Genomic DNA, 20,343 nt, shown 5'->3' with positions numbered 1-20,343 from the left:
ATATCGGAACTGATACCAGTTCCACCCGGAGGAGTCCACAGGCCGGTCAGGCCCGCAGGCCGGAAGGGTCCACACAGGAAGGTGACTTGGGCTCCCATCGAAACCCGTTCTAGTTATAGTGGCGAGAACGCGGCGACAGGGGAGCCCATGACACAGGTCAGCGACCACGGCGGAGGCGTCCGGTCCATCCGGGTCCCCATCCCGGACAATCCCCTGGGCCACACGCTCGTGTACGTCGTCGACACCGACCGCGGTCCGGTACTGATCGACACGGGCTGGGACGACCCGGCGTCCTGGGACACCCTCACCGAGGGGCTGACCATGTGCGGCACCTCGCCGGACGAGATCCACGGGGTGGTCATCACCCACCACCACCCCGACCACCACGGTCTGTCGGGCCGGGTCCGGGAGACGTCCGGCGCCTGGATCGCGATGCACGCGGCAGACACCGCGATCGTCCGCCGCACCCGCGAGACCCAGCCAGGCCACTGGTTCGCCTACATGACAGCCAAACTCACCGCGGCCGGTGCGCCCGAGGAGCACGTGGCCCCCCTGCGCAGCGCACGCCCGCGCACCCTGCCCGGCCTCTGCCCCTCCCTCCCCGACCGGGAGATCGTCCCCGGCGAACTCCTCGACCTCCCCGGCCGCCGCCTGCGCGCGATCTGGACGCCCGGCCACACACCGGGCCACGTCTGCCTGCACTTGGAGGAGCAGCACCCCGCCCACCTTCCGGGCCACGGCCGCCTGTTCTCCGGCGACCACCTGCTGCCCGGGATCACCCCGCACATCGGCCTGTACGAGGACCCGGACGACGATGGGGGTGCCCCCACGCGAGCGAAGCCGAGCGTGGGGGAGGTGACCGACCCCCTCGGCGACTACCTCGACTCGCTCGAACGCGTCGGCCGCCTCGCCCCCGCGGAGGTCCTCCCGGCCCACCAGCACGCGTTCGCCGACGCACCGTCCCGCGTACGGGAGCTGCTCACCCACCACGAGGAGCGACTCACCGGCCTGCTGAACCTCCTGACCGCCCCGCTCACTCCCTGGCAGCTCGCCGAGCGCATGGAGTGGAACCGCGCATGGGAGCAGATCCCGTACGGGTCGAGAAACATCGCGGTCTCGGAGGCGGAGGCCCATCTGCGCCGCCTGGTGAAGCTGGGGCGGGCGGAGGCGGTGCCGGGGAGTGAGCCGGTGGCGTACGTGGCCGTGTGAGCCCCGGGCCGTCGTACTCATCGTCGGTTGCCCCGCGCGTCGAGGGCACAGGCGCCCCTCAGCCCCTTCCCCGCCGCCCGGTAGAGTGACTCGGTCGTCATCACACCCGTACGGGGGGAAGCCGGTGAAAATCCGGCGCTGACCCGCAACCGTGAGCCGGGCCCGGCAGGGCTTCGGTGAGCCGGACTGCCCCGGACAGAACGTGACCGGCTCACGTGCACCGGCAACCGGCCGGTGTGCGGCACCGTCGAGGTATACGGAGCCGAGCCGCCCGGGATGTCCCGTGCTGCCTCCCGGCTCCCCGCAGGGAGAGGCACCCGCCGATCATGAACGTCCGCCGCAGCGCAGCGGTCCTGGCCGCCACCGCCGTGATCGGCGTCGCCGCGACCCCGGTCGCCCAGGCCGCCGACCCGTCCCCGTCCGCCTCGCCGTCCGTGGCGATCCCGTCCGGTCTGTACGGCAGTACGGACCCGAGCTTCGACGGCGTCTGGCGCCAGTCGCTCGCCCTGCTCGCCCAGGACACCGTGGGGGTCGAGCCCGCGGCCAAGGCCGTGGAGTGGCTCGCCGGACAGCAGTGTGCGAACGGCGCCTTCGCACCCTTCCGCGCCGACCCCGCCAAGCCCTGCGACGCCAAGACCCCGGTCGACACCAACATGACGGCCGCCGCCGTACAGGCCCTCGCCGCGCTCGGCGGGCACGACGCCGCCACCGGCAAGGCCATCACCTGGCTGAAGTCCGCGCAGAACAAGGACGGCGGCTGGGGCTACACCGCGGGCGGACCCAGCGACACGAACTCCACGTCCCTCGTCATCGGCGCCCTCACCGCGGCCGGCGAGCAGCCGAAGGACGTCGTCAAGAGCGGCAAGTCCCCCTACGACGCCCTGCTCGAACTGACCGTCCCCTGCGACGAGGACGGCGGCGGTGCCTTCGCCTACCAGCCCGGCAAGAAGGGCCAGCTCGCAGCCAACGCCGATGCGACGGCGGCCGGAGTGCTCGGCGCCCTCGGCAAGGGCATGGCCACCCGGGCCGCCGACCAGGCGCCCACCGGCTCCTCCTGCGCCGACGGCGACCTCACCCCGCCGCAGGCCGCCGCGGGCGGTGCCGCCCATCTCGCCCAGGCCACCGAGAAGGACGGCCACCTGAAGTCCGCCCTCGCCGGCTCCGAGGACCAGCCCGACTACGGCAACACCGCCGACGCCGTCGTCGCCCTCGCCGCGCAGGGCGGCGCCGAACAGGCCGCGAAGCCCCTGAAGTGGCTGGAGAAGAACGGCCCCGCCTGGGCCGAGCAGAGCGGCCCCTCCGCCTACGCCCAGCTGATCTTCGCCGCCCACGCCACGGGCAGCGACCCGTACGACTTCGGCGGCACCGACCTCGTCCAGCGCCTGGGCGCGACGGGCCCCGCGCCGCAGTCGGCCGAGAAGACCGCCGACGCCGCCGAAAAGGCCGACTCGGAGTCCGACTCCGACTCCGCCTCCGACGACGGGGTCAGCGTCTGGTGGATCATCGGCGTCGGTCTCGTGGCCGGTATCGGCATCGGCTTCCTGATCAGCGGCCGCAACAAGGGGCAGCAGCCGTGATACGCCGTACCGCACTCCTCCTGGCCACGTGCCTGTTCGCCCTGGCGGGCAGCGCGGGTCAGGCCCAGGCGGTCGGGTACCGCTACTGGTCCTTCTGGGACCGCGCCGGCGACCAGTGGACGTACGCCACCCAGGGCCCGTCCACCGCCCGCCCCGCCGACGGCGACGTCCAGGGCTTCCGCTTCTCCGTCAGCGAGGACTCCAAGGACTCCGCCCGGCCCCGCGACACGGCCGACTTCGCGACCATCTGCGCGAAGACGCCCGCGCAGGAGGGCAGGAAGCGCGTTGCTCTCGTCATCGACTTCGGTACGCCCACGGACGCCCCGTCCGGCGAAACCCCACCGCCCACCCGCACGGCCTGCGCGGCTGTCGCCTCCGACGCGACAACAGCCGAGGCCCTGGCCACCATCGCCAAGCCCCTGCGCTACGACACCAACGCCCTGCTGTGCGCGATCGCGGGCTATCCGGAGACGGGGTGCGGGGAGCAGGTGAAGACGGAGGAGAAGCAGACGGCATCAGAGAAGAAGGACAAGGGCACGGACGAGTCGGAGGGCCCGTCGGTCGGCGTACTGGCAGCAATCGCCGCGATAGCAGCACTGGGCGCAGCGACGGGCTGGCAGGCACGGCGGCGCCGGAATGGCTGACCGCCGCAGCTGCGGGCAGTCGTGCCACCGCGGCTGCGGGCAGTCGTGCCGCTGGGGCGGCACGGGTGGGCGCAGCGGCACCCCGCAACGCCGGGCTGCGCAACCCACCCGCCCGCACCACCCCCGGGCAACGCACCAAGCAACGGTGCACCCCGGCGCCTGGTGGCTCTGGTCCCTAGCCCTAGGCACCGCAGCCACCCGAACCACCAACCCCCTCCTCCTCACCCTCCTCATCACGGTCTCCGCCCACGTCGTGATCACCCGCCGCCCGAACACCCCCTGGTCCCGCTCCTACGGCGCGTTCCTCAAACTAGCCCTGGCCGTCCTCCTCATCCGCCTGGTCTTCGCCGTAGCCCTCGGCTCCCCCATCCCCGGCACGCACACCCTCCTCACCCTCCCCGAAGTCCCCCTCCCCCACTGGGCACAAGGCATCCGCCTGGGCGGCAGGGTGACCGCCGAGACCCTGGTCTTCGCCCTGTACGACGGCCTGAGGCTGGCCACACTCCTCATCTGTGTCGGCGCAGCGAACGCCCTCGCCAGTCCCTCCCGCCTGCTCAAGTCCCTCCCCGGCGCCCTGTACGAGACCGGCGTCGCGGTGGTCGTCGCCCTGACCTTCGCACCGAACCTCATCGCCGACGCCCAGCGCCTGCGCGCCGCCCGCCGGCTGCGCGGCCGCCCGGACCGAGGCGTACGCGGCCTGCTGCAGGTGGGACTGCCCGTCCTGGAGGGCGCCCTCGAACGCTCCGTCGCTCTCGCCGCCGCGATGGACGCCCGCGGCTACGGCCGTACCGCCCAGGTCCCGGTCGCCGTCCGCCGTACGACGGCCGCGCTCACCCTGACCGGCCTGGTCGGCGTGTGCGCGGGAACGTACGGACTGCTGACGGCGGAGGGCGGCACGTACGGTCTGCCCGTGCTGCTCGCCGGACTCGCCGCCGCACTGGCCGGGTTGTGGCTCGGCGGCCGTCGTTCCCTGCGCACCCGCTACCGCCCCGACAGGTGGGACCTGCGCGCCGGCCTGGTCGCCGCGTCCGGCGCCGCCGTCGCCGTACTGCTCGCGTTCGCCGCCGCCTCGGACCCGGCGGCGATGCACCCGGGCGTGGTCCCCCTGGTCTCCCCGACGCTGCCCGTGTGGCCGGCGGCGGCCGTACTCCTCGGTCTGCTCCCGGCGTTCATCACGCCTCCTCCCGCCGACCCCGCCGCTCCCGTCCCCAAGGAGCCCTCATGATCCGCTTCGAGGATGTCTCCGTGACGTACGACGGGGCGGCCGAACCCACCGTCCGGGGCGTCGACTTCGAGGTCCCGGAGGGCGAACTCGTCCTGCTCGTCGGCCCGTCGGGGGTCGGTAAGTCCACCGTTCTCGGCGCGGTGAGCGGGCTCGTCCCGCACTTCACCGGCGGCACCCTGCGGGGCAGGGTCACCGTGGCCGGCCGGGACACCCGTACGCACAAGCCGCGTGAACTCGCCGACGTCGTCGGCACCGTCGGCCAGGATCCGCTGTCCCACTTCGTGACGGACACCGTCGAGGACGAACTCGCCTACGGCATGGAGTCGTTGGGCCTCGCCCCGGACGTCATGCGCCGCCGCGTCGAGGAGACCCTGGACCTGCTGGGCCTCGCCGACCTGCGGGACCGCCCGATCGCCACCCTCTCCGGCGGCCAGCAGCAGCGTGTCGCGATCGGCTCGGTCCTCACCCCGCACCCCAAGGTGCTGGTCCTCGACGAACCGACGTCGGCTCTCGACCCGGCCGCGGCCGAAGAAGTCCTCGCGGTCCTCCAACGCCTCGTCCACGACCTCGGCACGACCGTCCTCATGGCCGAACACCGCTTGGAACGCGTCATCCACTACGCCGACCAGGTCGTCCTGCTCCCGTCCCCGGGCGCGGCCCCGATCCTCGGTACCCCGGCAGAGGTGATGGCCGTGTCCCCGGTGTACCCCCCGGTCGTGGCCCTGGGCCGCCTGGCGGGCTGGACCCCGCTTCCCCTGACGGTGAGGGACGCGCGCCGGAGGGCGGCGGACCTACGGCAACGGCTTGAGGAACGGGACGGCATCGCCCCTGAAGGGCGCGGGGAACTGCGCGACCAACCACAACGAACCCGCAGCCGCCAACGATCCACGCCCCCCGAGCTATTGGGCGCCATCCCCCACCGCTGGTTCCGACGCAAACGCACCCCCACCACCCGAGCAACCCCAACTTCCCCCTACGCGGCCGAAGTACAAGCCCTCGCCGTAACCCGCGCCCGGATCCAGGCCCTCCACCACATCAACCTCACCGTCTCCCCCGGCGAGACCATCGCCCTCATGGGCCGCAACGGCGCCGGCAAGTCCACGCTGCTCAACACCCTGGTCGGCCTCGTCAAACCCTCCGCCGGTTCGGTCACCGTCGGCGGAGCCGCCCCGCACCGCACCGCGCCCCCCGATCTCGTACGCCGCGTCGGCCTCGTACCGCAGGAACCACGGGACCTCCTCTACGCCGACACCGTCGCCGCCGAGTGCACGGCAGCCGACGCCGACGCGGGCGCCGCGCCCGGCACCTGCCGGGCCCTGGTCTCGGACCTCCTTCCCGGCATCACGGACGACACCCACCCCCGCGACCTCTCCGAGGGGCAGCGCCTGACCCTCGCCCTGGCCGTCGTACTGACCGCCCGCCCTCCGCTGCTCCTCCTGGACGAGCCGACCCGTGGCCTGGACTACGCGGCGAAGGCCCGCCTGGTCGCCGTGCTGCGCGAGCTGGCTGCCGACGGGCACGCCATCGTGCTGGCCACGCACGACGTCGAACTGGCCGCCGAGCTCGCCCACCGGGTGGTCCTGCTGGCCGAGGGCGAGGTGATCGCCGACGGCCCGACGGCCGACGTCGTCGTCTCCTCCCCCTCCTTCGCACCACAGGTCACCAAGATCCTGGCGCCGCAGAAATGGCTCACGGTCACCCAGGTCCGCGAGGCACTGATATGACCACACCCTCCGCCCCCCACATCCGCCAGGCGCGGGCCGTCCGTCTCGGCCCCCGCTCCCTCGCCGCCCTCGCCCTGGTCAGCGCGGTGGGCGGGGCCGCCTTCTTCTGGCCCTTCCTCGCCCCGCCGACCTCGCAGGTCGCGGCGCACGCACAGGACGCTCCCTGGCTCTTCGCGGCCCTGTTGGTGCTGCTGGTCGCGGTGGTGGCGGCGACGATCTCCGAGTCGGGGCTCGGCCCGAAGGCCGTGGCCATGCTCGGTGTGCTGGCCGCGACGGGTGCGGCGCTGCGGCCGATCGGTGCGGGGACGGCGGGCATCGAGCCGATGTTCTTCCTGATGGTGCTGAGCGGCCGGGTCCTCGGCCCGGGCTTCGGTTTTGTGCTCGGCGCGGTGACGATGTTCGCGTCCGCGCTGCTCACGGGTGGGGTGGGCCCGTGGATGCCGTTCCAGATGCTGGCGATGGGCTGGTTCACGATGGGCGCGGGCCTGCTGCCGGGCCCGGACCGCCTGCGCGGCCGACCCGAACTGCTCCTGCTGGCCGCCTACGGCTTTCTCGCCGCCTTCGCCTACGGCACGATCATGAACCTCGCGGGCTGGCCCTTCATGAGCGCCCTCGCCTCGAACGTGGCCTTCGACCCGGACGCGACGGTCCCCGCCAACCTGGCCCGCTTCCTGGCCTACTGCCTGGCCACCTCGCTCGGCTGGGACCTGGGCCGAGCAGTCGTCACCGTCGCCCTGACCGTGTTCCTCGGTCCGGCGGTCCTCAAGGCACTGCGCCGCGCCACGCGCCGGGCCGCGTTCGAGACGCCGGTCACGTTCGACGCACCCCCTGCGTGAGCGGCCACGAACCCACCGTCACTCAGCGGGTGAAGCACCCCACATGACCCAGATCACCTACTAACCCACCCAGTCAGACAAATCGGATGCCATGCCCACGCCATAATCCTCTCTGACCTGCACATTGAGAGCCACGTCACACAAAAGACCTTCACCCCAAATGCGACCACAACTAGTAAAAGGGGTCATTGCGGACCCCTCCCCGGCCTGCTTCTCTGGATGACGTCGCACGGCGCCGACGAGCCCACAGGGCCGCGGCGCCAATGCATGCCCCCGCCGCGCACCGCGTGGTTCCGGCATGCCGCGACCACCCCGTCCCCGACGAAAAAGGTTCAACGTGTCCGTCTCCTTCCTCCGCCGCATCGCCGCCCCCAAGAAGGCCCTCACCGGCGTCGCCGTCGCCGCCGCCACCGCTGGAATGGCTCTGTCCGCCACCCCGGTCCAGGCTGCGACCACTGCTTCTCCCACCCAGGCCAAGGCGATCGCCAAGCAGATGGTCCCTGCCGAGCACTTCAACGCGTTCAGCAAGATCGTCGAGCACGAGAGCGGCTGGGACGTCGACGCCACGAACCCGTCCTCCGGCGCCTACGGCCTGGTCCAGGCCCTGCCGGGCTCGAAGATGGCCGCCGCCGGCGCGGACTGGAAGACCAACGCCAAGACCCAGATCAAGTGGGGTCTGGACTACATGAACTCCCGCTACGGCAGCCCGACCGGCGCCTGGAGCTTCTGGCAGGCCAACGGCTGGTACTGATCAGCCCCAGCAGCACCCAAGAACGAGGCGGCGGCCCCCGATCCCCGGGGCCGCCGCCTTCGTCGTGTCCTCACCGGTGCGTTCTCGTTCTTAGGGGCCCCGCCGAGGGGCGTCCGCTGGTCGACCGGATCAAGGGCTCAGCCCTGCACAATCTCAAAGAGCTGCGCCCCGGATCTTCCGGCCGGAGCGAGGTGCGCATCCTTTTCATGTTCGATCCGTGGCGCTCTGCGATCCTGCTCGTTGCCGGACAAGGCGGGCAACTGGAACGCCTGGTACGACGAGGCGATCCCGTTGGCCGAGCATCGGTACGCCGAGTACATGGCTGATCGGAAGAGGGAGTCGGGGCAGTGAACGGACACGTCAGGTGGTCAGCCAGCGGGCATCGGGAGCGGGCAGAGGAACTGTCCGGCGGCCGAGATGCATGCGTCGAAGGCACTCAGCGCATGCTCGCCCAAGCCCGGGCCTGGCGACTGGTCGACATGCGCCAGGAGCGCGGTTTCACCCAGGCTCAGGTGGCGGAACGCATGGGCGTGACCAAGGGCCGGGTCTCCCAGATCGAGTGCGGACAGGTCTCCGGGACGGATGTCGTGGCGCGGTATGTCGAGGCGCTGGGCGGCAGCCTCATCATGGTGGCGGTCTTCGACGACGGGGAACTGCGCAAGGTCGGCTGAGCGCACCCGCACGGCGCAGCGTCCCGCAGCTCTGGATGCTTCCAGCACCGCTCGGCGCTCGCTTCCCCCCAGCCTCAGGTGGCTCCAGTGTCAGGCGCCCGGGACAGAACTGATTCCGGCCTCAGGTACGGAAGTCGGGGGAGGCAGAGGCGGGGGCGTGAGGGATGGGGTTGCTTCTGCCTCCCTCGAGCACATCAGCCTGCGGTGACCCGGAGCTCCTTCACCCCGTTGATCCACGCCGAGCGCAGTCGGCGCGGGTCGCCCGCGAGGCGCAGGTCGGGCATCGCGTCGGCGATCGCGTTGAAGATGAGCTCGATCTCCAGGACGGCCAGCGACTTGCCCAGGCAGTAGTGGGGGCCGCCCCCGCCGAAGCCGAGGTGGGGGTTCGGGTCGCGGGTGATGTCGAAGGTGTCGGGGTCGGTGAAGGCCTCGGGGTCGTGGTTGGCGGAGGAGTAGAAGATGCCGACCCGGTCGCCCTTGCGGATCAGCTTGCCGCCGAGTTCGGTGTCCTGCGTGGCCGTCCGCTGGAAGGAGACGACGGGGGTCGCCCAGCGCACGATCTCCTCGGCCGCCGTCTCCGGCCGCTCCCTCTTGTACAGCTCCCACTGGTCGGGATGGGTGAGGAAGGCGTGCATGCCGTGCGTGATGGCGTTGCGGGTCGTCTCGTTGCCCGCCACGGCCAGCATCAGTACGAAGAAGCCGAACTCGTCCGAGCCCAGGTTGCCCTCGTCCTCCGCCGCGACCAGCGTGGTGACGATGTCCTTCGCCGGGCACTGCTTGCGGTCGGCGGCCATGTTCATGGCGTACGCGATGAGTTCGGTGGCCGACTCGGCGCCGACCTCCTCGGTGATGGCGTACTCCGGGTCGTCGTACGCGATCATCTTGTTCGACCACTCGAAGATCTTCGACCGGTCGTCCTGCGGGATGCCGATCAGCTCGGCTATCGCCTGCAGGGGCAGTTCGCAGGCCACCTCGGTGACGAAGTCGAAGGGGCCCGAGTGCCCCCGGGCGTTCTGGACGATGGAGTGCGCCCGTGCCCGCAGCCGCTCCTCCAGCGCCCGGATGGCCCGCGGTGTGAACCCGCGCTGCACGATCTGACGGACCCGGGTGTGTTCCGGCGGGTCCATGTTCAGCAGAATCAGCCGCTGGGCGTCGATCGCATCGCGCTCGATGTGCTCGTTGAAGCGGATGATCGCGGTGTTGAGGTACGAGGAGAAGAGCTCGGGGTGGGTGGAGACGTACTTGACGTCGGCGTGCCGGGTGACGGCCCAGTAACCCTCGTCCTGGAAGCCGGCGAGCCCCGCGGGCTGAGCGATCCAGCGGACCGGTTCGACGCGGCGCAGTTCGGCGAACTCCGGGAGGGGCACACGGTGGTGCAGCAGATCGGGGTCGGTGAAGTCGAACCCTTCGGGAAGCGCTGGACAGGGCATCGGCGGCTCCAGCCATCTGACGATGCGAGCTGATCTGACAGTGCATCAGAACACGGAATCGCCGTGAAGGTAGTAACGGGTTCTACAACTCGCAAGGGGTACGGCACCCCGAATTGGAGCCCAATCGCGTGCAAGACCCTTGCGGTGATGTACATCACGTCAGCAGACTGCACTCAGAACTAGAACACGTACTAGTTACTGGTTCTGGATCGGTTCTGCCTGGTTCTGGACGAGAGGACCCGCCCCCATGGCCGCCGAACCCGTGATCGTCGAAGCCGTACGCACCCCCATCGGCAAGCGCGGCGGCGCGCTCGCCAACCTCCACCCCGCCTACCTCCTGGGCGAGACCTACCGCGAACTCCTCGGCCGCACCGGCATCCCCGCCGACTGCGTCGAACAGATCGTCGGCGGCACGGTGACCCACGCCGGCGAGCAGTCCATGAATCCCGCGCGCACGGCCTGGCTCACTGTGGGGCTGCCGTACGAGACGGCGGCGACGACGGTCGACTGTCAGTGCGGGTCCTCGCAGCAGGCCTCGCACATGGTGGCCAACATGGTCGCGGCGGGCGTCATCGACGTGGGGATCAGCTGTGGCGTCGAGGCGATGTCGCGGGTGCCGCTGGGGTCGGGGTCCAAGCACGGGCCCGGGAAGCCGTTCCCCGACGAGTGGAACGTGGACCTGCCCAATCAGTTCGAGGCGGCGGAGCGCATCGCCCGCCACCGGGGGCTGACCCGGGAGAACGTCGACTCCCTCGGCCTGGTCTCGCAGGAACGGGCCGCCACCGCCTGGGCCGAGGAGCGGTTCAAGAGGGAGACGTTCGCCGTCCAGGTCCCGACGACCGAGGAGGAACAGCGCGCCGGGCAGGGCATGTGGCGGCTCGTCGACAAGGACGAGGGGCTGCGCGACACGTCCATGGAGGCACTGGCGGGCCTCAAGCCCATCATGCCGACGGCCGTCCATACGGCGGGCAACTCGTCGCAGATCAGCGACGGCGCGGCGGCGATCATGTGGGCGTCGAAGCGGATGGCGCGTGCGCTGAAGCTGAGGCCGAGGGCGCGGATCGCGGCACAGGCGTTGGTGGGGGCCGACCCCCACTTCCACCTCGACGGGCCGATCGACGCGACGAAGGCGGTGCTGGGGAAGGCCGGGATGTCCCTGAAGGACATTGATCTGGTGGAGATCAACGAGGCCTTCGCGTCCGTGGTGTTGAGCTGGGCGCAGGTCTTCGAGCAGGACCTGGAGAAGGTCAACGTCAACGGCGGTGCGATCGCGCTCGGGCACCCGGTGGGGGCCACCGGGGCCCGGCTGATCACGACCGCACTTCATGAACTGGAGCGGGCGGACAAGGAGTTCGCGCTGGTGACGATGTGTGCGGGGGGCGGGCTGGCCACCGGCACGATCATTCAGCGGCTGTAGTCGCCGTCCAGTCGACGAACGTGGTGAACGCGGCGGGGTCGAGGGTGAGGATCGGTCCCGCCGGATTCTTGGAGTCGCGGATGGCGAGGGTGGTGTGGGGGGTTTCGGCGATCTCGACGCAGTCGCCGCCCTGGTCGCTGCTGCGAGAAGACTTACGCCAGGCCAGGGACCCGAGCGGCGCGCATTCGACGCAGGATCCACCTTGGTCGCCACTGTAGCTGGACTTACGCCACTCGATCCCCGCCGGAATCGCGTTGCTCGCCATAGCGTTCCTCCATTACGCGCCGGATCAACTCCGCCGAGTCCTTGAGGGAGAGCGCGGCGGCTTGAAGATGATCGTAACGGAGCGAGCAGTCCTTGACGGTGTCCGGGTTGGCGGTCGGATGCCCGCTGCCGTAGCCCTCGGTGTAGACGATGGTCGGGTCGCTTGGGAAGCGGAAGAGGTCGAATGAGCCTTGCAGTCCCGCGTGCGCCCCGGCCGAGTAGGGCAACACCTGGATATTGATCGCGGGATTGTCTTCGAAAGACAACAGGTGCGCGAGTTGCTCGTGCATCGTCTCCGGACCGCCAATCTCCTGGTACAGCGCGCCCTCACCGGGGATCATCCAGAAGACCGGTGGCTTCTCCTTCTCGAAGATGCGCTGACGAGCCAGCCGTACAGCGGTGCGGTCATCGAGGTCGTTCTGGTTCAGCGCACCGAGTACGGCACGCGCGTACGCCTTGGTCTGGAGGAGACCGTGCACCAGGCTCGTGTGAAACGCGCAGATCTCAACCGTCCGCCCCTCCAACTCCGCCACCTGCCTAAACCAGGCCGGAAGTTGACTACGCATCACCAGCTCAAGCAACCGGGACAGTAACCCACCCGTCCCCAGCGCAATATCCGCCCGCTCGCTGAACTGCAACGTCGGCAGTTTCCGGGCCGTCTCGATCTGGCCGACCAGCGAACCGGTGCAGTAGACGATGCTCCCGAGCTGCTTCTGGGTCAGGCCGGCGGCCTCGCGGTACCGCCGTAGCTCGAAGCCGTAGTAGTCGAGTGGCGAGGCGCCCGGGTCGAGGGTGTTGATGTGGGTCACGCAGCGGCCCCTCTCACGCAACTCGGTCCACTTCGGGACCTGTTGTATCCGTTCCGTAGCCCAGCGTAGTGACGGCAGGTCAGTCTCGTCGCGTGAACGAACACATTCCCCCCGCCTACTTGGCCCCCCGCCCCGTCCAGTACCGCATGAGCCTCACGGTCAGCGAGCACTCGGCGCGCCACATCCGCCGCATCGTCCGCTCGCTCCTGGCGGAGTGGGACCTGCCGGAGCTGGCCGACGCCGTGGAACTCGCCGTGACGGAGCTGGTCGCCAACGTCGTACGCCACGTCCGGAACCGCCGCTGCACGCTGCTGGTTCTGCGGCAGACGGAGGGCGTGAGGGTGGAGGTGACGGACAGCTCACCACAAGTCCCGCTACTGCCTGGCGAGTTGTCACCGGACGCCGAGTGCGGTCGGGGTCTCGTCCTGCTGGACGCGATGGTCGACAAGTGGGGGGTGGATCGCCGGGCGAGAGGCGGCAAGACCGTGTGGTTCGAATGTGGTCGGTGATCTGGAACGCAGTCCCTGGGATGGGTAGCCTCTCATCGCCAAGAACCGCGGATCGCGGTGGGGAGACAACGAGCGCACGGGGGCACATGCGTACCGTCATCACGGTGTGGCCGGACGGGGCCGAGGAACTGCGGGGCTGGTTGCTGGACGCGCCGGAGCTGCGCGGCCGGATCCATCGGGACGAGCCCGCGACACCGCGGTCCGGCGCCATGGGACCGGCGACCGACGCGCTGATCGCCCTGCTGGAGCCGGGTGGAGTTGCCGCGGTCTTCGCCGGGGCCACCGTCGCCTGGGTGCAGAGCCGCCGCAGCAATCACACCATCACCGTCACCCGCTCTGACGGAAGCACGATCGAGATCACGACTCGACAGACCCGCAACCTCAGTCCGCAGGAACTCGCCGAGTTGGCGGAACGGCTCGCGCGGCCGCCGGAGGAAGACCCACCGGCGTGACCGGCCACCTGGCGACTTCCGGTGCCTGCGCGGTGCTGATCGGCACGGGCAGGCACGTCCCCGGATCGAAGCTCTCCGACCTGCCCGCCGTGGACGCCACGCTGGACGATCTGCAGAAGGCGCTGCACGAGGTCTGCGGCATGGCGCCCGAACGCGTGACGCGGGTCCCGGCCGGTGCGGACCCCGCCGAGGTGGTGGCCGCAGTCGAGGAAGCCGCCGCGCAGGCGGCAGGGCCGCTGCTGCTCTACTACGTCGGACACGGCCTGCTCGGCCCCGGCGACGAGCTGTACCTGGCCACTCGCTCCAGCAGCTCCGCCCGGAACATCGCGCACGCCGTCCCGTACCGGACCCTGCGCGATCTGCTGGGAGAGGTGGGAGGGGGCAGCCTGGTCGTCCTCGACTGCTGCTTCTCCGGGCGGGGCAAGGTGCCACGGTCGGACGGCGGCATGCGGCAGCCGTTCGTATCCGCCCTGCCGCGGGGCAGCTTCCTGCTCAGCTCGGCCTCGAACTTTGAGCTGTCCTTCGCCCCCGAGGGCGAGCGGCACACCCTGTTCAGCGGGCGACTGCTGCGCCTGCTCACCGAAGGTGACCCCGCAGGGCCGCCGTGGCTGACCGCGGACCGCCTTCACACGGCGCTGGACCGGGAGTTCGCCGACGACACGCGCGTCCGCCCCGCCCGGCAGAGCGAGGGGACACTGGGCGGACTGGTCATCGCCCGCAACCGCGCCTACCGAGTCCCGGACGGCGACGCCGTCGAGCCGCCCGCCGACGTGCCCTGCCCCTACCCGGGCCTGGCACCGTTCCGGGCAGAGGACAGCGGCCACTTCTTCGGCCGTGACGACCTGGTGGAACAGCTGCTGACGGCTGTCGCGCGGCCCGGGAGCGAACCGGGTGAACCGGTCGTGGTGGTCGGTGCCTCGGGAGCGGGCAAGTCCTCCTTGCTGCGGGCGGGGCTGCTCGCAAGCCTCGAACGCCGCCACGCGGCCGACGGCAGCGAGGACCTCTGGCCCGCGCTGCTGCTCCCGACACCCGGAGCCCACCCGATGGACGCGCTGTCCGAAGCATGGGCCGAGGCCACGGGGCGCGAGACGCACGAGGTACGCACGGCACTGGAGGCAGGCCGCTTCCCGCCGCCGCGGGCCGGCCGCGAGCCGTGCCGATTACTGGTCGTCGACCAGTTCGAGGAACTGTTCACCCACTGCCAGGACACCGGGGAACGCGACGCGTTCGTCGCGGTGCTGACGGCCGACGCCGGCGCCGCCCGCCCCCGGGTCGTGCTCGGACTGCGCGCCGACCACTACGGCAGTTGCCTGGCCCACCCGGAACTGGAGAGCGCCCTCGAACACGGCCAGGTGAACGTACCGCCGATGCGGGAGCGGGACCTGCGCGCCGCCGTCGAGGAACCCGCCGCCGCGGTCGGGCTCGGCCTGGAACGCGGACTGACCGACCGGCTTCTGCACGACCTGAACGAGGGCCGCCTCGGCGACGACGAAACGGGCGCGCTGCCCTTCCTGGCCCACGCCCTGCGCGAAACCTGGCGGGAGCGCAGCGGTACTCGGCTCACCCTCACCGGATACCAGGTCACGGGGGGCATCTGGCAGTCGGTGGCCAAGACCGGCGAAGCCCTGCACGAGTCGCTGGACGACGATGGCCGAGGGGCCCTGCGGGACCTGCTGCTGCGGATGGTGCACCTGCCTCCGGACGGCACCGGGGCCCGGGCGGGGATCCGGCGTCCGGTCCCGCTCGGCTCTCTGCTGGACGGCCTTCCTCCCGGCGCGCGGAAGATCCGCGACCGGCTGGCCGAGGACAGGCTGATCACCGTGGGCCAGGACACCGCGCAGATCGCCCACGAGGCACTGCTGCGCGCCTGGCCCCGGCTGCACGACTGGATCGAGGAGGACGCCGTCACGCTGCTGCGGCGGCAACAGCTGCGCACCGCCGCCGACGACTGGCGCGCCGCCGACCGGGACGCCGCGTTCCTGCTCACGGGCAGCCGGCTGCACGCCGCGCTGGAGCTACGGGATCCCGGCGGCCACGGTCCGCTGCCGGAGCGGGAGTCGGAGTTCCTGGCCGCGAGCGAGGAGGCCGCCGAGAGTGCGCGCCGACGCGAGCGGCGGCGGGTCACGGTGCTGAAGACGGCGGTCGTGGCGCTGGTGATCGGCCTGGTGGTGGCGATCGGGTCGGCCGTGGTGGCGATACGCCAGGAGGAGAAGGCGCAGGAGCAGCGCAGGAGCGCCCAGAAACAACGGGAGTTGGCCACGTACCGGGCGCTGCTGGCCGAGGCGCAGAACCTGCGCGGGACCGATCCGCGCACGTCGCTGGACCTGGGACTGGCCGCGCATGCGCTGCGTCCGACCGGTGAGTCCCGGCGGGTGATCTCCGAGACGCTGAGGGAGAGCCCGTTCCGGAGCAGCACGGTGCTGAAGACGCACGTCTCCACAACGGTGCTCGGCCCCGACGGACGGACGCTGGCCGCGGTGGATTCCGAGGACGGTATGACGCTGTGGGACGTGGGCCGCGGGTCCGCACGCCGCACCCCGCTGGCCCGGCTGAACTGCCGGCCTTCCTCCGCCGCCGACGTGTCCTTCGGCGGCCCGGGCGGCAGGATCCTGGCCGCCCGCTGCACGGAGGACACCCTGTCGCTCTGGGACCTCACCGGCCTGCACACCGGCACCGAGCCACGACGCCTGAACACGCTGCACGTCGACGGTCTACCGGGCTCACCGGATGCTCTGGCCCTGAACGCCGACGGCACGAGGCTCGCCGCGACCGGCTGGTGGAGCGAGGACGAGGACGTGGCGGCGGAGGAGGGCGCCGCACTCGTCCTGTGGGACGTCTCCGAACCGCGGCGGCCGCGACGTCTCTCGGTTACCAAGGGCGTGTACGAGGTGGATCGGGTGGCGTTCTCCCCCGACGGCCGTACGCTCGCGACCTCGGCGGACATGGTCCGGACCCGCGGACCCCTCGACGTGGGGAACGCCTACGTGACGAGCGGCGTGCGCACCTGGGATGTCTCGGACCCGCGCCGGCCCCGGCGCGGCGACAAGGTGATCGGGTCCGAGGGTGACGTGGCGTTCAGCCCGGACGGCAAGTCCCTGGTCACGATCGATGACCGATCCGCCAGGCTGATCGATGTCACCGAGCCGACGGACCCGGAGGAGCTGGCCGAATGGCCCGTCCACTCCGCCGAAGTGCAGGGGTTCACCTTCTCGCGGGACAGCCGACGACTGGCCACCGCCGGCGAGGATGGTGTCGTCGCCGTGTGGGACCTGACCGACCCACGTGCCCCTGAACGGCGGGACAGCCTGATAGGGCACAGGAGTGTGAGCGGGAAGCTCGACCGGGGCGTGGACATCAACGCCTTGGGGTTCGGGGCTGACGACCGCACCCTGGTCTCGGTCAGTACCTACGGGGACGAGTCCGAGGTCATCCACTGGAGCTTGGGGAGCGCTCAAAAGGCCCATGTCGTAGGAAAGGTGGACGGCGGCGGAGGCTCGACGCGGATGGCGCTGACGCCTGACGGCAAGACGCTGGCCGTCAGCGGAGCGACCGAGACCAGCCTTTGGGACGTGAGCGAACGCACCCGCCCCAAGGCGAAGGCCACGCTCCGAGACACCTACAGCGTCATCAACGACATAGCCCTCAATGCCGACGGCACGTTGCTGGCGAGCGCCCACATCAACGGGACGGTTGTGCTGTGGGATGTGTCCGACCGGACCCGTCCGCGCATCGCCGGCAGGTTCACCACGGAAAAGTGGAACGGGATAGCCCTGGCCTTCTCGCCCGACGCGCCGCTCCTCGCGGTCCACGGCGAGGATCTCGGCCTCTGGAACATCGCGGACCCTGCCCGACCGACCAGGACCGCTCACTTCCCCGAGCCCCACCCCTACGCCGACGTCTCGTTCAGCCCCGACGGCAGCCGTCTGCTGACATCGCCGGGCGACGTCTCCCGAGGCGTCAGCCTGTGGGACCTCTCGGCCGGAGACAAGGGCTTCGTCATGCTGCCCGATCCGCGTCATCCGCGGGTCGGCCTCAACGGCGATACGGCGTTCAGCCCGAACGGCACCCTCGTGGCGATCGCGGACCCGACCATGTACGGCTTCGAAGAGGCAGCCCTGGTCCTCTTCGACGTCAGCGACCCCCGCCACCCTCGACACATGAGCAGCGTGGGCCGTGAGGACGAGAAGAAGGTCGGGTTCAATCGCGTGGCCTTCAACCCCGACGGAAACCTGGTCGCAGCCGCCGGCGAGGACGGAATCACCTGGTTGTGGAGCGTCGCCGACCCCACGAAAGCGCACTTGGCGGGCCGTCTCGGCGAGCACCCGGACACGGTGGACGACGTGCTCTTCGGCCCGGACGGACAGACCCTGGTCACCTCCAGCGACGGCATCGCGTACCTGTGGGACCTGGGCGACTACCCGGAGATCGCCGCGGACACGATCGGCATGGCCTGCCGTGTCGCGAGTGGCGGCCTGCTGGACTGGGAGTGGCAGGTGTACGCGCCCGACGTCCCGTTCCACACGTCATGCCCTTCCGGGTGAGGACGTCAGCCCGGAGTCCGGTCCTTCACCGGCTTCGGCGAGCTGCTGGCCTCGGCCACCCTGATCGTCGTACGCGCCCGCGGTCCCTGGAACACATAAGCCAGCCCGAACCCGCCGCCGACCACCATCGCCCCGCCCACCGCGTCGAGGACCCAGTGGTTGCCGGTCGCGACGATCGCCGAGAGGGTGAAGAAGGGGTGCAGCAGACCCAGGGCCTTCATCCACCCCTTCGGCGCGACGATCGCGATCACCACCCCGCACCACAGCGACCACCCGAAGTGCAGTGACGGCATCGCGGCGTACTGGTTGGTGAGCGCTGTCAGCGTGCCGTAGTCCGGCTGGGAGAAGTCCTGGACGCCGTGGACCGTGTCGATGATGCCGTGGTCCGGCATCAGGCGGGGCGGGGCGAGGGGGTAGGCCCAGAAGCCGACGAGTGCGAGGAGGGTCGTCAGGCCCAGGGTCGAACGGCCCCAGCGGTAGTCGACCGGGCGGCGCCAGTAGAGGACGCCGAGGACGGTCAGCGGGACGACGAAGTGGAAGGACGTGTAGTAGAAGTCGAAGAACTGCCGCAGCCAGTCGATCTTGACGACCGCGTGGTTGGCCCAGCGTTCGATGTCGAGGTGCAGGATCCGCTCCAGCGAGAGGATCTGCTCGCCGTGGTGCTCGGCGCGCTCCCTGCCCCCGGAGATCGTGCCGCCCGTCGCCGCCAGCCGGACCTGGGAGTACGCGGCGTAGGTGACGCGTATGAGGAGCAGTTCCAGCAGGAGGTTCGGGCGGCCGAGCACCCGGCGCAGGAACGGCAGCAGCGGGATGCGCTGCCAGCGGGCCGGGACCGGCGGCGCGTACTGCGTGGGGATCGGGGAGCGGTAGTACGGCGACGTACGCGACAGGAACGGTACGACCGTGGCGGCGGCGATCGCCGCGAGCAGGACGACGTTGTCGCGCAGCGAGTGGAGGGCGGCCATGTTCGGCAGGATCATCTTCGCCGGGAGCGTCATGACCACGACCACGGTCACCGGCCACACCAGCCGGTCGGAGGCCCGTTTGCCGACCCGGCCGACGACCGCGAGGAGGACCCAGAGGAGCTGGTGCTGCCAGGCGGTGGGAGAGACGACTATCGCCGCGCAGCCCGTGATCGCGACGGCGAGCAGGAGCTGCCCGTCGCGGGCGTGGCGGACGGCGCGGCGCAGGCCGAGGGCGGCGATCCCGGCGCCCAGCACCAGGAAGACGGCTATCTCCAGCGGGCCGGACAGGCCCAGGCGGAGCAGGGCGCCGTGCAGGGACTGGTTGGCGAGATCGTCGGCCCGGCCGCCGAGACCGACGCCGGCCATGTGGTGCACCCAGTAGGTGTACGAGTCGTGCGGCATCGCCGCCCAGGCGAGCGCGGTGCAGGCGACGAAGGTCGCGCCGAGGGAGGCGGCGGCGTGCCGGCGGCCGGTGAACCACAGCAGCGGGACGAACAGCAGCACGGTCGGCTGGAAGGCGGCGGCGACACCGATCAGGGCGCCGCCGGCCCGTTCCCCGCGTACGGCGAAGCAGCCGAGCAGGACGAGCAGGACGGGGATGATGCTGGTCTGGCCGAGCCAGAAGGCGTTGCGCACCGGCAGCGACAGCATCAGCAGACAGATCGCGACGGGCGCGGCGAACAGCGAGCTGCGGCGGCTCACCGGCTGCGGCAGGGCGCGCGCGGCGAACAGTCCGAGCACGACGACGAGCAGCAGCGTGCCGAAGGTCCAGCCCCAGCCGAGCGCCTGCTCGGCGGAGCGGGTGAGGGGCTTGAGGACGAGGCCGCCGAAGGGGGTGCCGGTGAAGCGCGTGGAGTCGTACAGCGAGCCCTCCACGTGCAGCACGCCGTCCGGGCCGACCCAGGTCTCCAGGTCCGTCAGCCGCTCGCCCCTGGGTGTGCTGAGGATGACGGCCATCTGTCGTACGGCGAGGATCGCGACGACCAGCCACAGCCCCAGCCGCGCCGCGCGCTGCCGTGCCCCGGCCGTGTCGGCGGCCGCCGCCCCGAAGGCTCCCCCCGGTCTCCCGGTGTGCTCCGCATTCGCCACGCCTCGCGGCCCTCCCGCCCCGTTCGTCCCACGTGTCCCGCACATGGGTCCCTTTGCGATCCTCATGAGGCTCGCAACCACCCCCGGAGGGGGACGCAGGCAACCCCCGCTTCACCTGACGTCCGCTCTCCTTTTGTCGGAAGACGATAGTGGGAGGGGGGCCGGGTTGCCTCCACCGGGCGCGAGATGGATCACAGTCGGCGCCGGAATGACGGGTTCCGGAGCGGGCC

The 20,343-nt window shown here is 70.9% G+C and carries 16 protein-coding genes and 1 pseudogene; 13 read left to right on the top strand and 4 right to left on the bottom strand.

The genetic code is table 11. The features are described from left to right. The first annotated feature begins 147 nt into the window (after window positions 1-147). The 9 genes and pseudogenes from ACKTSN_RS32820 to ACKTSN_RS32780 all read left to right on the top strand — a co-directional run bounded on the left by ACKTSN_RS32820 (window position 148) and on the right by ACKTSN_RS32780 (window position 8,637). A complete protein-coding gene (locus ACKTSN_RS32820) occupies window positions 148-1,209 on the top strand; it encodes an MBL fold metallo-hydrolase (RefSeq protein ID WP_409472426.1) in 1,062 nt (353 codons plus the stop codon). Window positions 1,210-1,535: 326 nt separating this feature from the next. Beyond that, the gene (locus ACKTSN_RS32815; protein ID WP_409472425.1) at window positions 1,536-2,786 is read left to right on the top strand and encodes a prenyltransferase/squalene oxidase repeat-containing protein; all 1,251 of its coding nucleotides are present in this window, start codon (window positions 1,536-1,538) and stop codon (window positions 2,784-2,786) included. Further along, a complete protein-coding gene (locus ACKTSN_RS32810) occupies window positions 2,783-3,430 on the top strand; it encodes an SCO2322 family protein (RefSeq protein ID WP_409472424.1) in 648 nt (215 codons plus the stop codon). The genes ACKTSN_RS32815 and ACKTSN_RS32810 overlap by 4 nt, the downstream gene beginning before the upstream one ends. 145 nt (window positions 3,431-3,575) lie before the next feature. Then, window positions 3,576-4,655 (top strand): CbiQ family ECF transporter T component, encoded by a 1,080-nt coding sequence (locus tag ACKTSN_RS32805; RefSeq protein WP_409472423.1) that lies wholly within the window; start codon window positions 3,576-3,578, stop codon window positions 4,653-4,655. Then, complete coding sequence (locus ACKTSN_RS32800; RefSeq protein WP_409472422.1) at window positions 4,652-6,379, top strand: ABC transporter ATP-binding protein; 1,728 nt, start codon at window positions 4,652-4,654, stop codon at window positions 6,377-6,379. Before ACKTSN_RS32805 ends, ACKTSN_RS32800 begins: the two co-directional genes overlap by 4 nt. Continuing rightward, window positions 6,376-7,215: an ECF transporter S component gene (locus ACKTSN_RS32795; RefSeq protein WP_409472421.1), complete on the top strand. Its 840-nt coding sequence runs from the start codon at window positions 6,376-6,378 to the stop codon at window positions 7,213-7,215. The genes ACKTSN_RS32800 and ACKTSN_RS32795 overlap by 4 nt, the downstream gene beginning before the upstream one ends. A 337-nt stretch (window positions 7,216-7,552) precedes the next feature. Then, complete coding sequence (locus ACKTSN_RS32790) at window positions 7,553-7,966, top strand: transglycosylase SLT domain-containing protein (RefSeq protein ID WP_409472420.1); 414 nt, start codon at window positions 7,553-7,555, stop codon at window positions 7,964-7,966. Further along, a pseudogene (locus ACKTSN_RS32785) lies at window positions 7,942-8,317 on the top strand (type II toxin-antitoxin system RelE/ParE family toxin). Before ACKTSN_RS32790 ends, ACKTSN_RS32785 begins: the two are co-directional and overlap by 25 nt. Before the next feature lie 92 nt (window positions 8,318-8,409). Then, complete coding sequence (locus ACKTSN_RS32780; RefSeq protein ID WP_409472419.1) at window positions 8,410-8,637, top strand: helix-turn-helix domain-containing protein; 228 nt, start codon at window positions 8,410-8,412, stop codon at window positions 8,635-8,637. A gap of 194 nt (window positions 8,638-8,831) precedes the next feature. Here ACKTSN_RS32780 and ACKTSN_RS32775 read toward each other — a convergent pair whose 3' ends face one another. Beyond that, complete coding sequence (locus tag ACKTSN_RS32775) at window positions 8,832-10,067, bottom strand: cytochrome P450 (protein ID WP_409472418.1); 1,236 nt, start codon at window positions 10,065-10,067, stop codon at window positions 8,832-8,834. Between the two features lie 247 nt (window positions 10,068-10,314). On the opposite strand from ACKTSN_RS32775, the gene ACKTSN_RS32770 reads away from it, so the two are divergent. Continuing rightward, the gene (locus ACKTSN_RS32770; RefSeq protein WP_409472417.1) at window positions 10,315-11,484 is read left to right on the top strand and encodes a steroid 3-ketoacyl-CoA thiolase; all 1,170 of its coding nucleotides are present in this window, start codon (window positions 10,315-10,317) and stop codon (window positions 11,482-11,484) included. Here the strand turns inward: ACKTSN_RS32770 and ACKTSN_RS32765 are convergent. Both ACKTSN_RS32765 and ACKTSN_RS32760 read right to left on the bottom strand, forming a co-directional pair. Continuing rightward, window positions 11,468-11,749, bottom strand: coding sequence for a DUF397 domain-containing protein (locus ACKTSN_RS32765; protein WP_409472416.1), 282 nt, complete (start codon window positions 11,747-11,749; stop codon window positions 11,468-11,470). The two genes, ACKTSN_RS32770 and ACKTSN_RS32765, sit on opposite strands and share 17 nt — an antisense overlap. Further along, complete coding sequence (locus ACKTSN_RS32760; protein ID WP_409472415.1) at window positions 11,709-12,557, bottom strand: helix-turn-helix domain-containing protein; 849 nt, start codon at window positions 12,555-12,557, stop codon at window positions 11,709-11,711. The genes ACKTSN_RS32765 and ACKTSN_RS32760 overlap by 41 nt, the downstream gene beginning before the upstream one ends. 92 nt (window positions 12,558-12,649) lie before the next feature. Here ACKTSN_RS32760 and ACKTSN_RS32755 point away from each other — a divergent pair, with 92 nt between their 5' ends. From ACKTSN_RS32755 to ACKTSN_RS32745, 3 genes are all read left to right on the top strand, one after another. Beyond that, window positions 12,650-13,066, top strand: coding sequence for an ATP-binding protein (locus tag ACKTSN_RS32755; protein WP_409472414.1), 417 nt, complete (start codon window positions 12,650-12,652; stop codon window positions 13,064-13,066). Window positions 13,067-13,152: 86 nt separating this feature from the next. Then, a complete protein-coding gene (locus tag ACKTSN_RS32750) occupies window positions 13,153-13,518 on the top strand; it encodes an effector-associated constant component EACC1 (protein ID WP_129800824.1) in 366 nt (121 codons plus the stop codon). Then, window positions 13,515-18,059: a caspase, EACC1-associated type gene (locus ACKTSN_RS32745; RefSeq protein ID WP_409472413.1), complete on the top strand. Its 4,545-nt coding sequence runs from the start codon at window positions 13,515-13,517 to the stop codon at window positions 18,057-18,059. Before ACKTSN_RS32750 ends, ACKTSN_RS32745 begins: the two co-directional genes overlap by 4 nt. A gap of 5 nt (window positions 18,060-18,064) precedes the next feature. Here the strand turns inward: ACKTSN_RS32745 and ACKTSN_RS32740 are convergent, their stop codons facing one another. After that, window positions 18,065-20,113 (bottom strand): bifunctional glycosyltransferase 87/phosphatase PAP2 family protein, encoded by a 2,049-nt coding sequence (locus ACKTSN_RS32740; protein ID WP_409472412.1) that lies wholly within the window; start codon window positions 20,111-20,113, stop codon window positions 18,065-18,067. Window positions 20,114-20,343: the final 230 nt, after the last annotated feature.

Origin of the sequence: Streptomyces flavusporus (genome assembly GCF_046267975.1) — a bacterium.
GTDB classification, from domain to species: Bacteria; Actinomycetota; Actinomycetes; order Streptomycetales; family Streptomycetaceae; genus Streptomyces; species Streptomyces flavusporus.
This window is presented reverse-complemented; position numbering and strand designations above follow the sequence as displayed.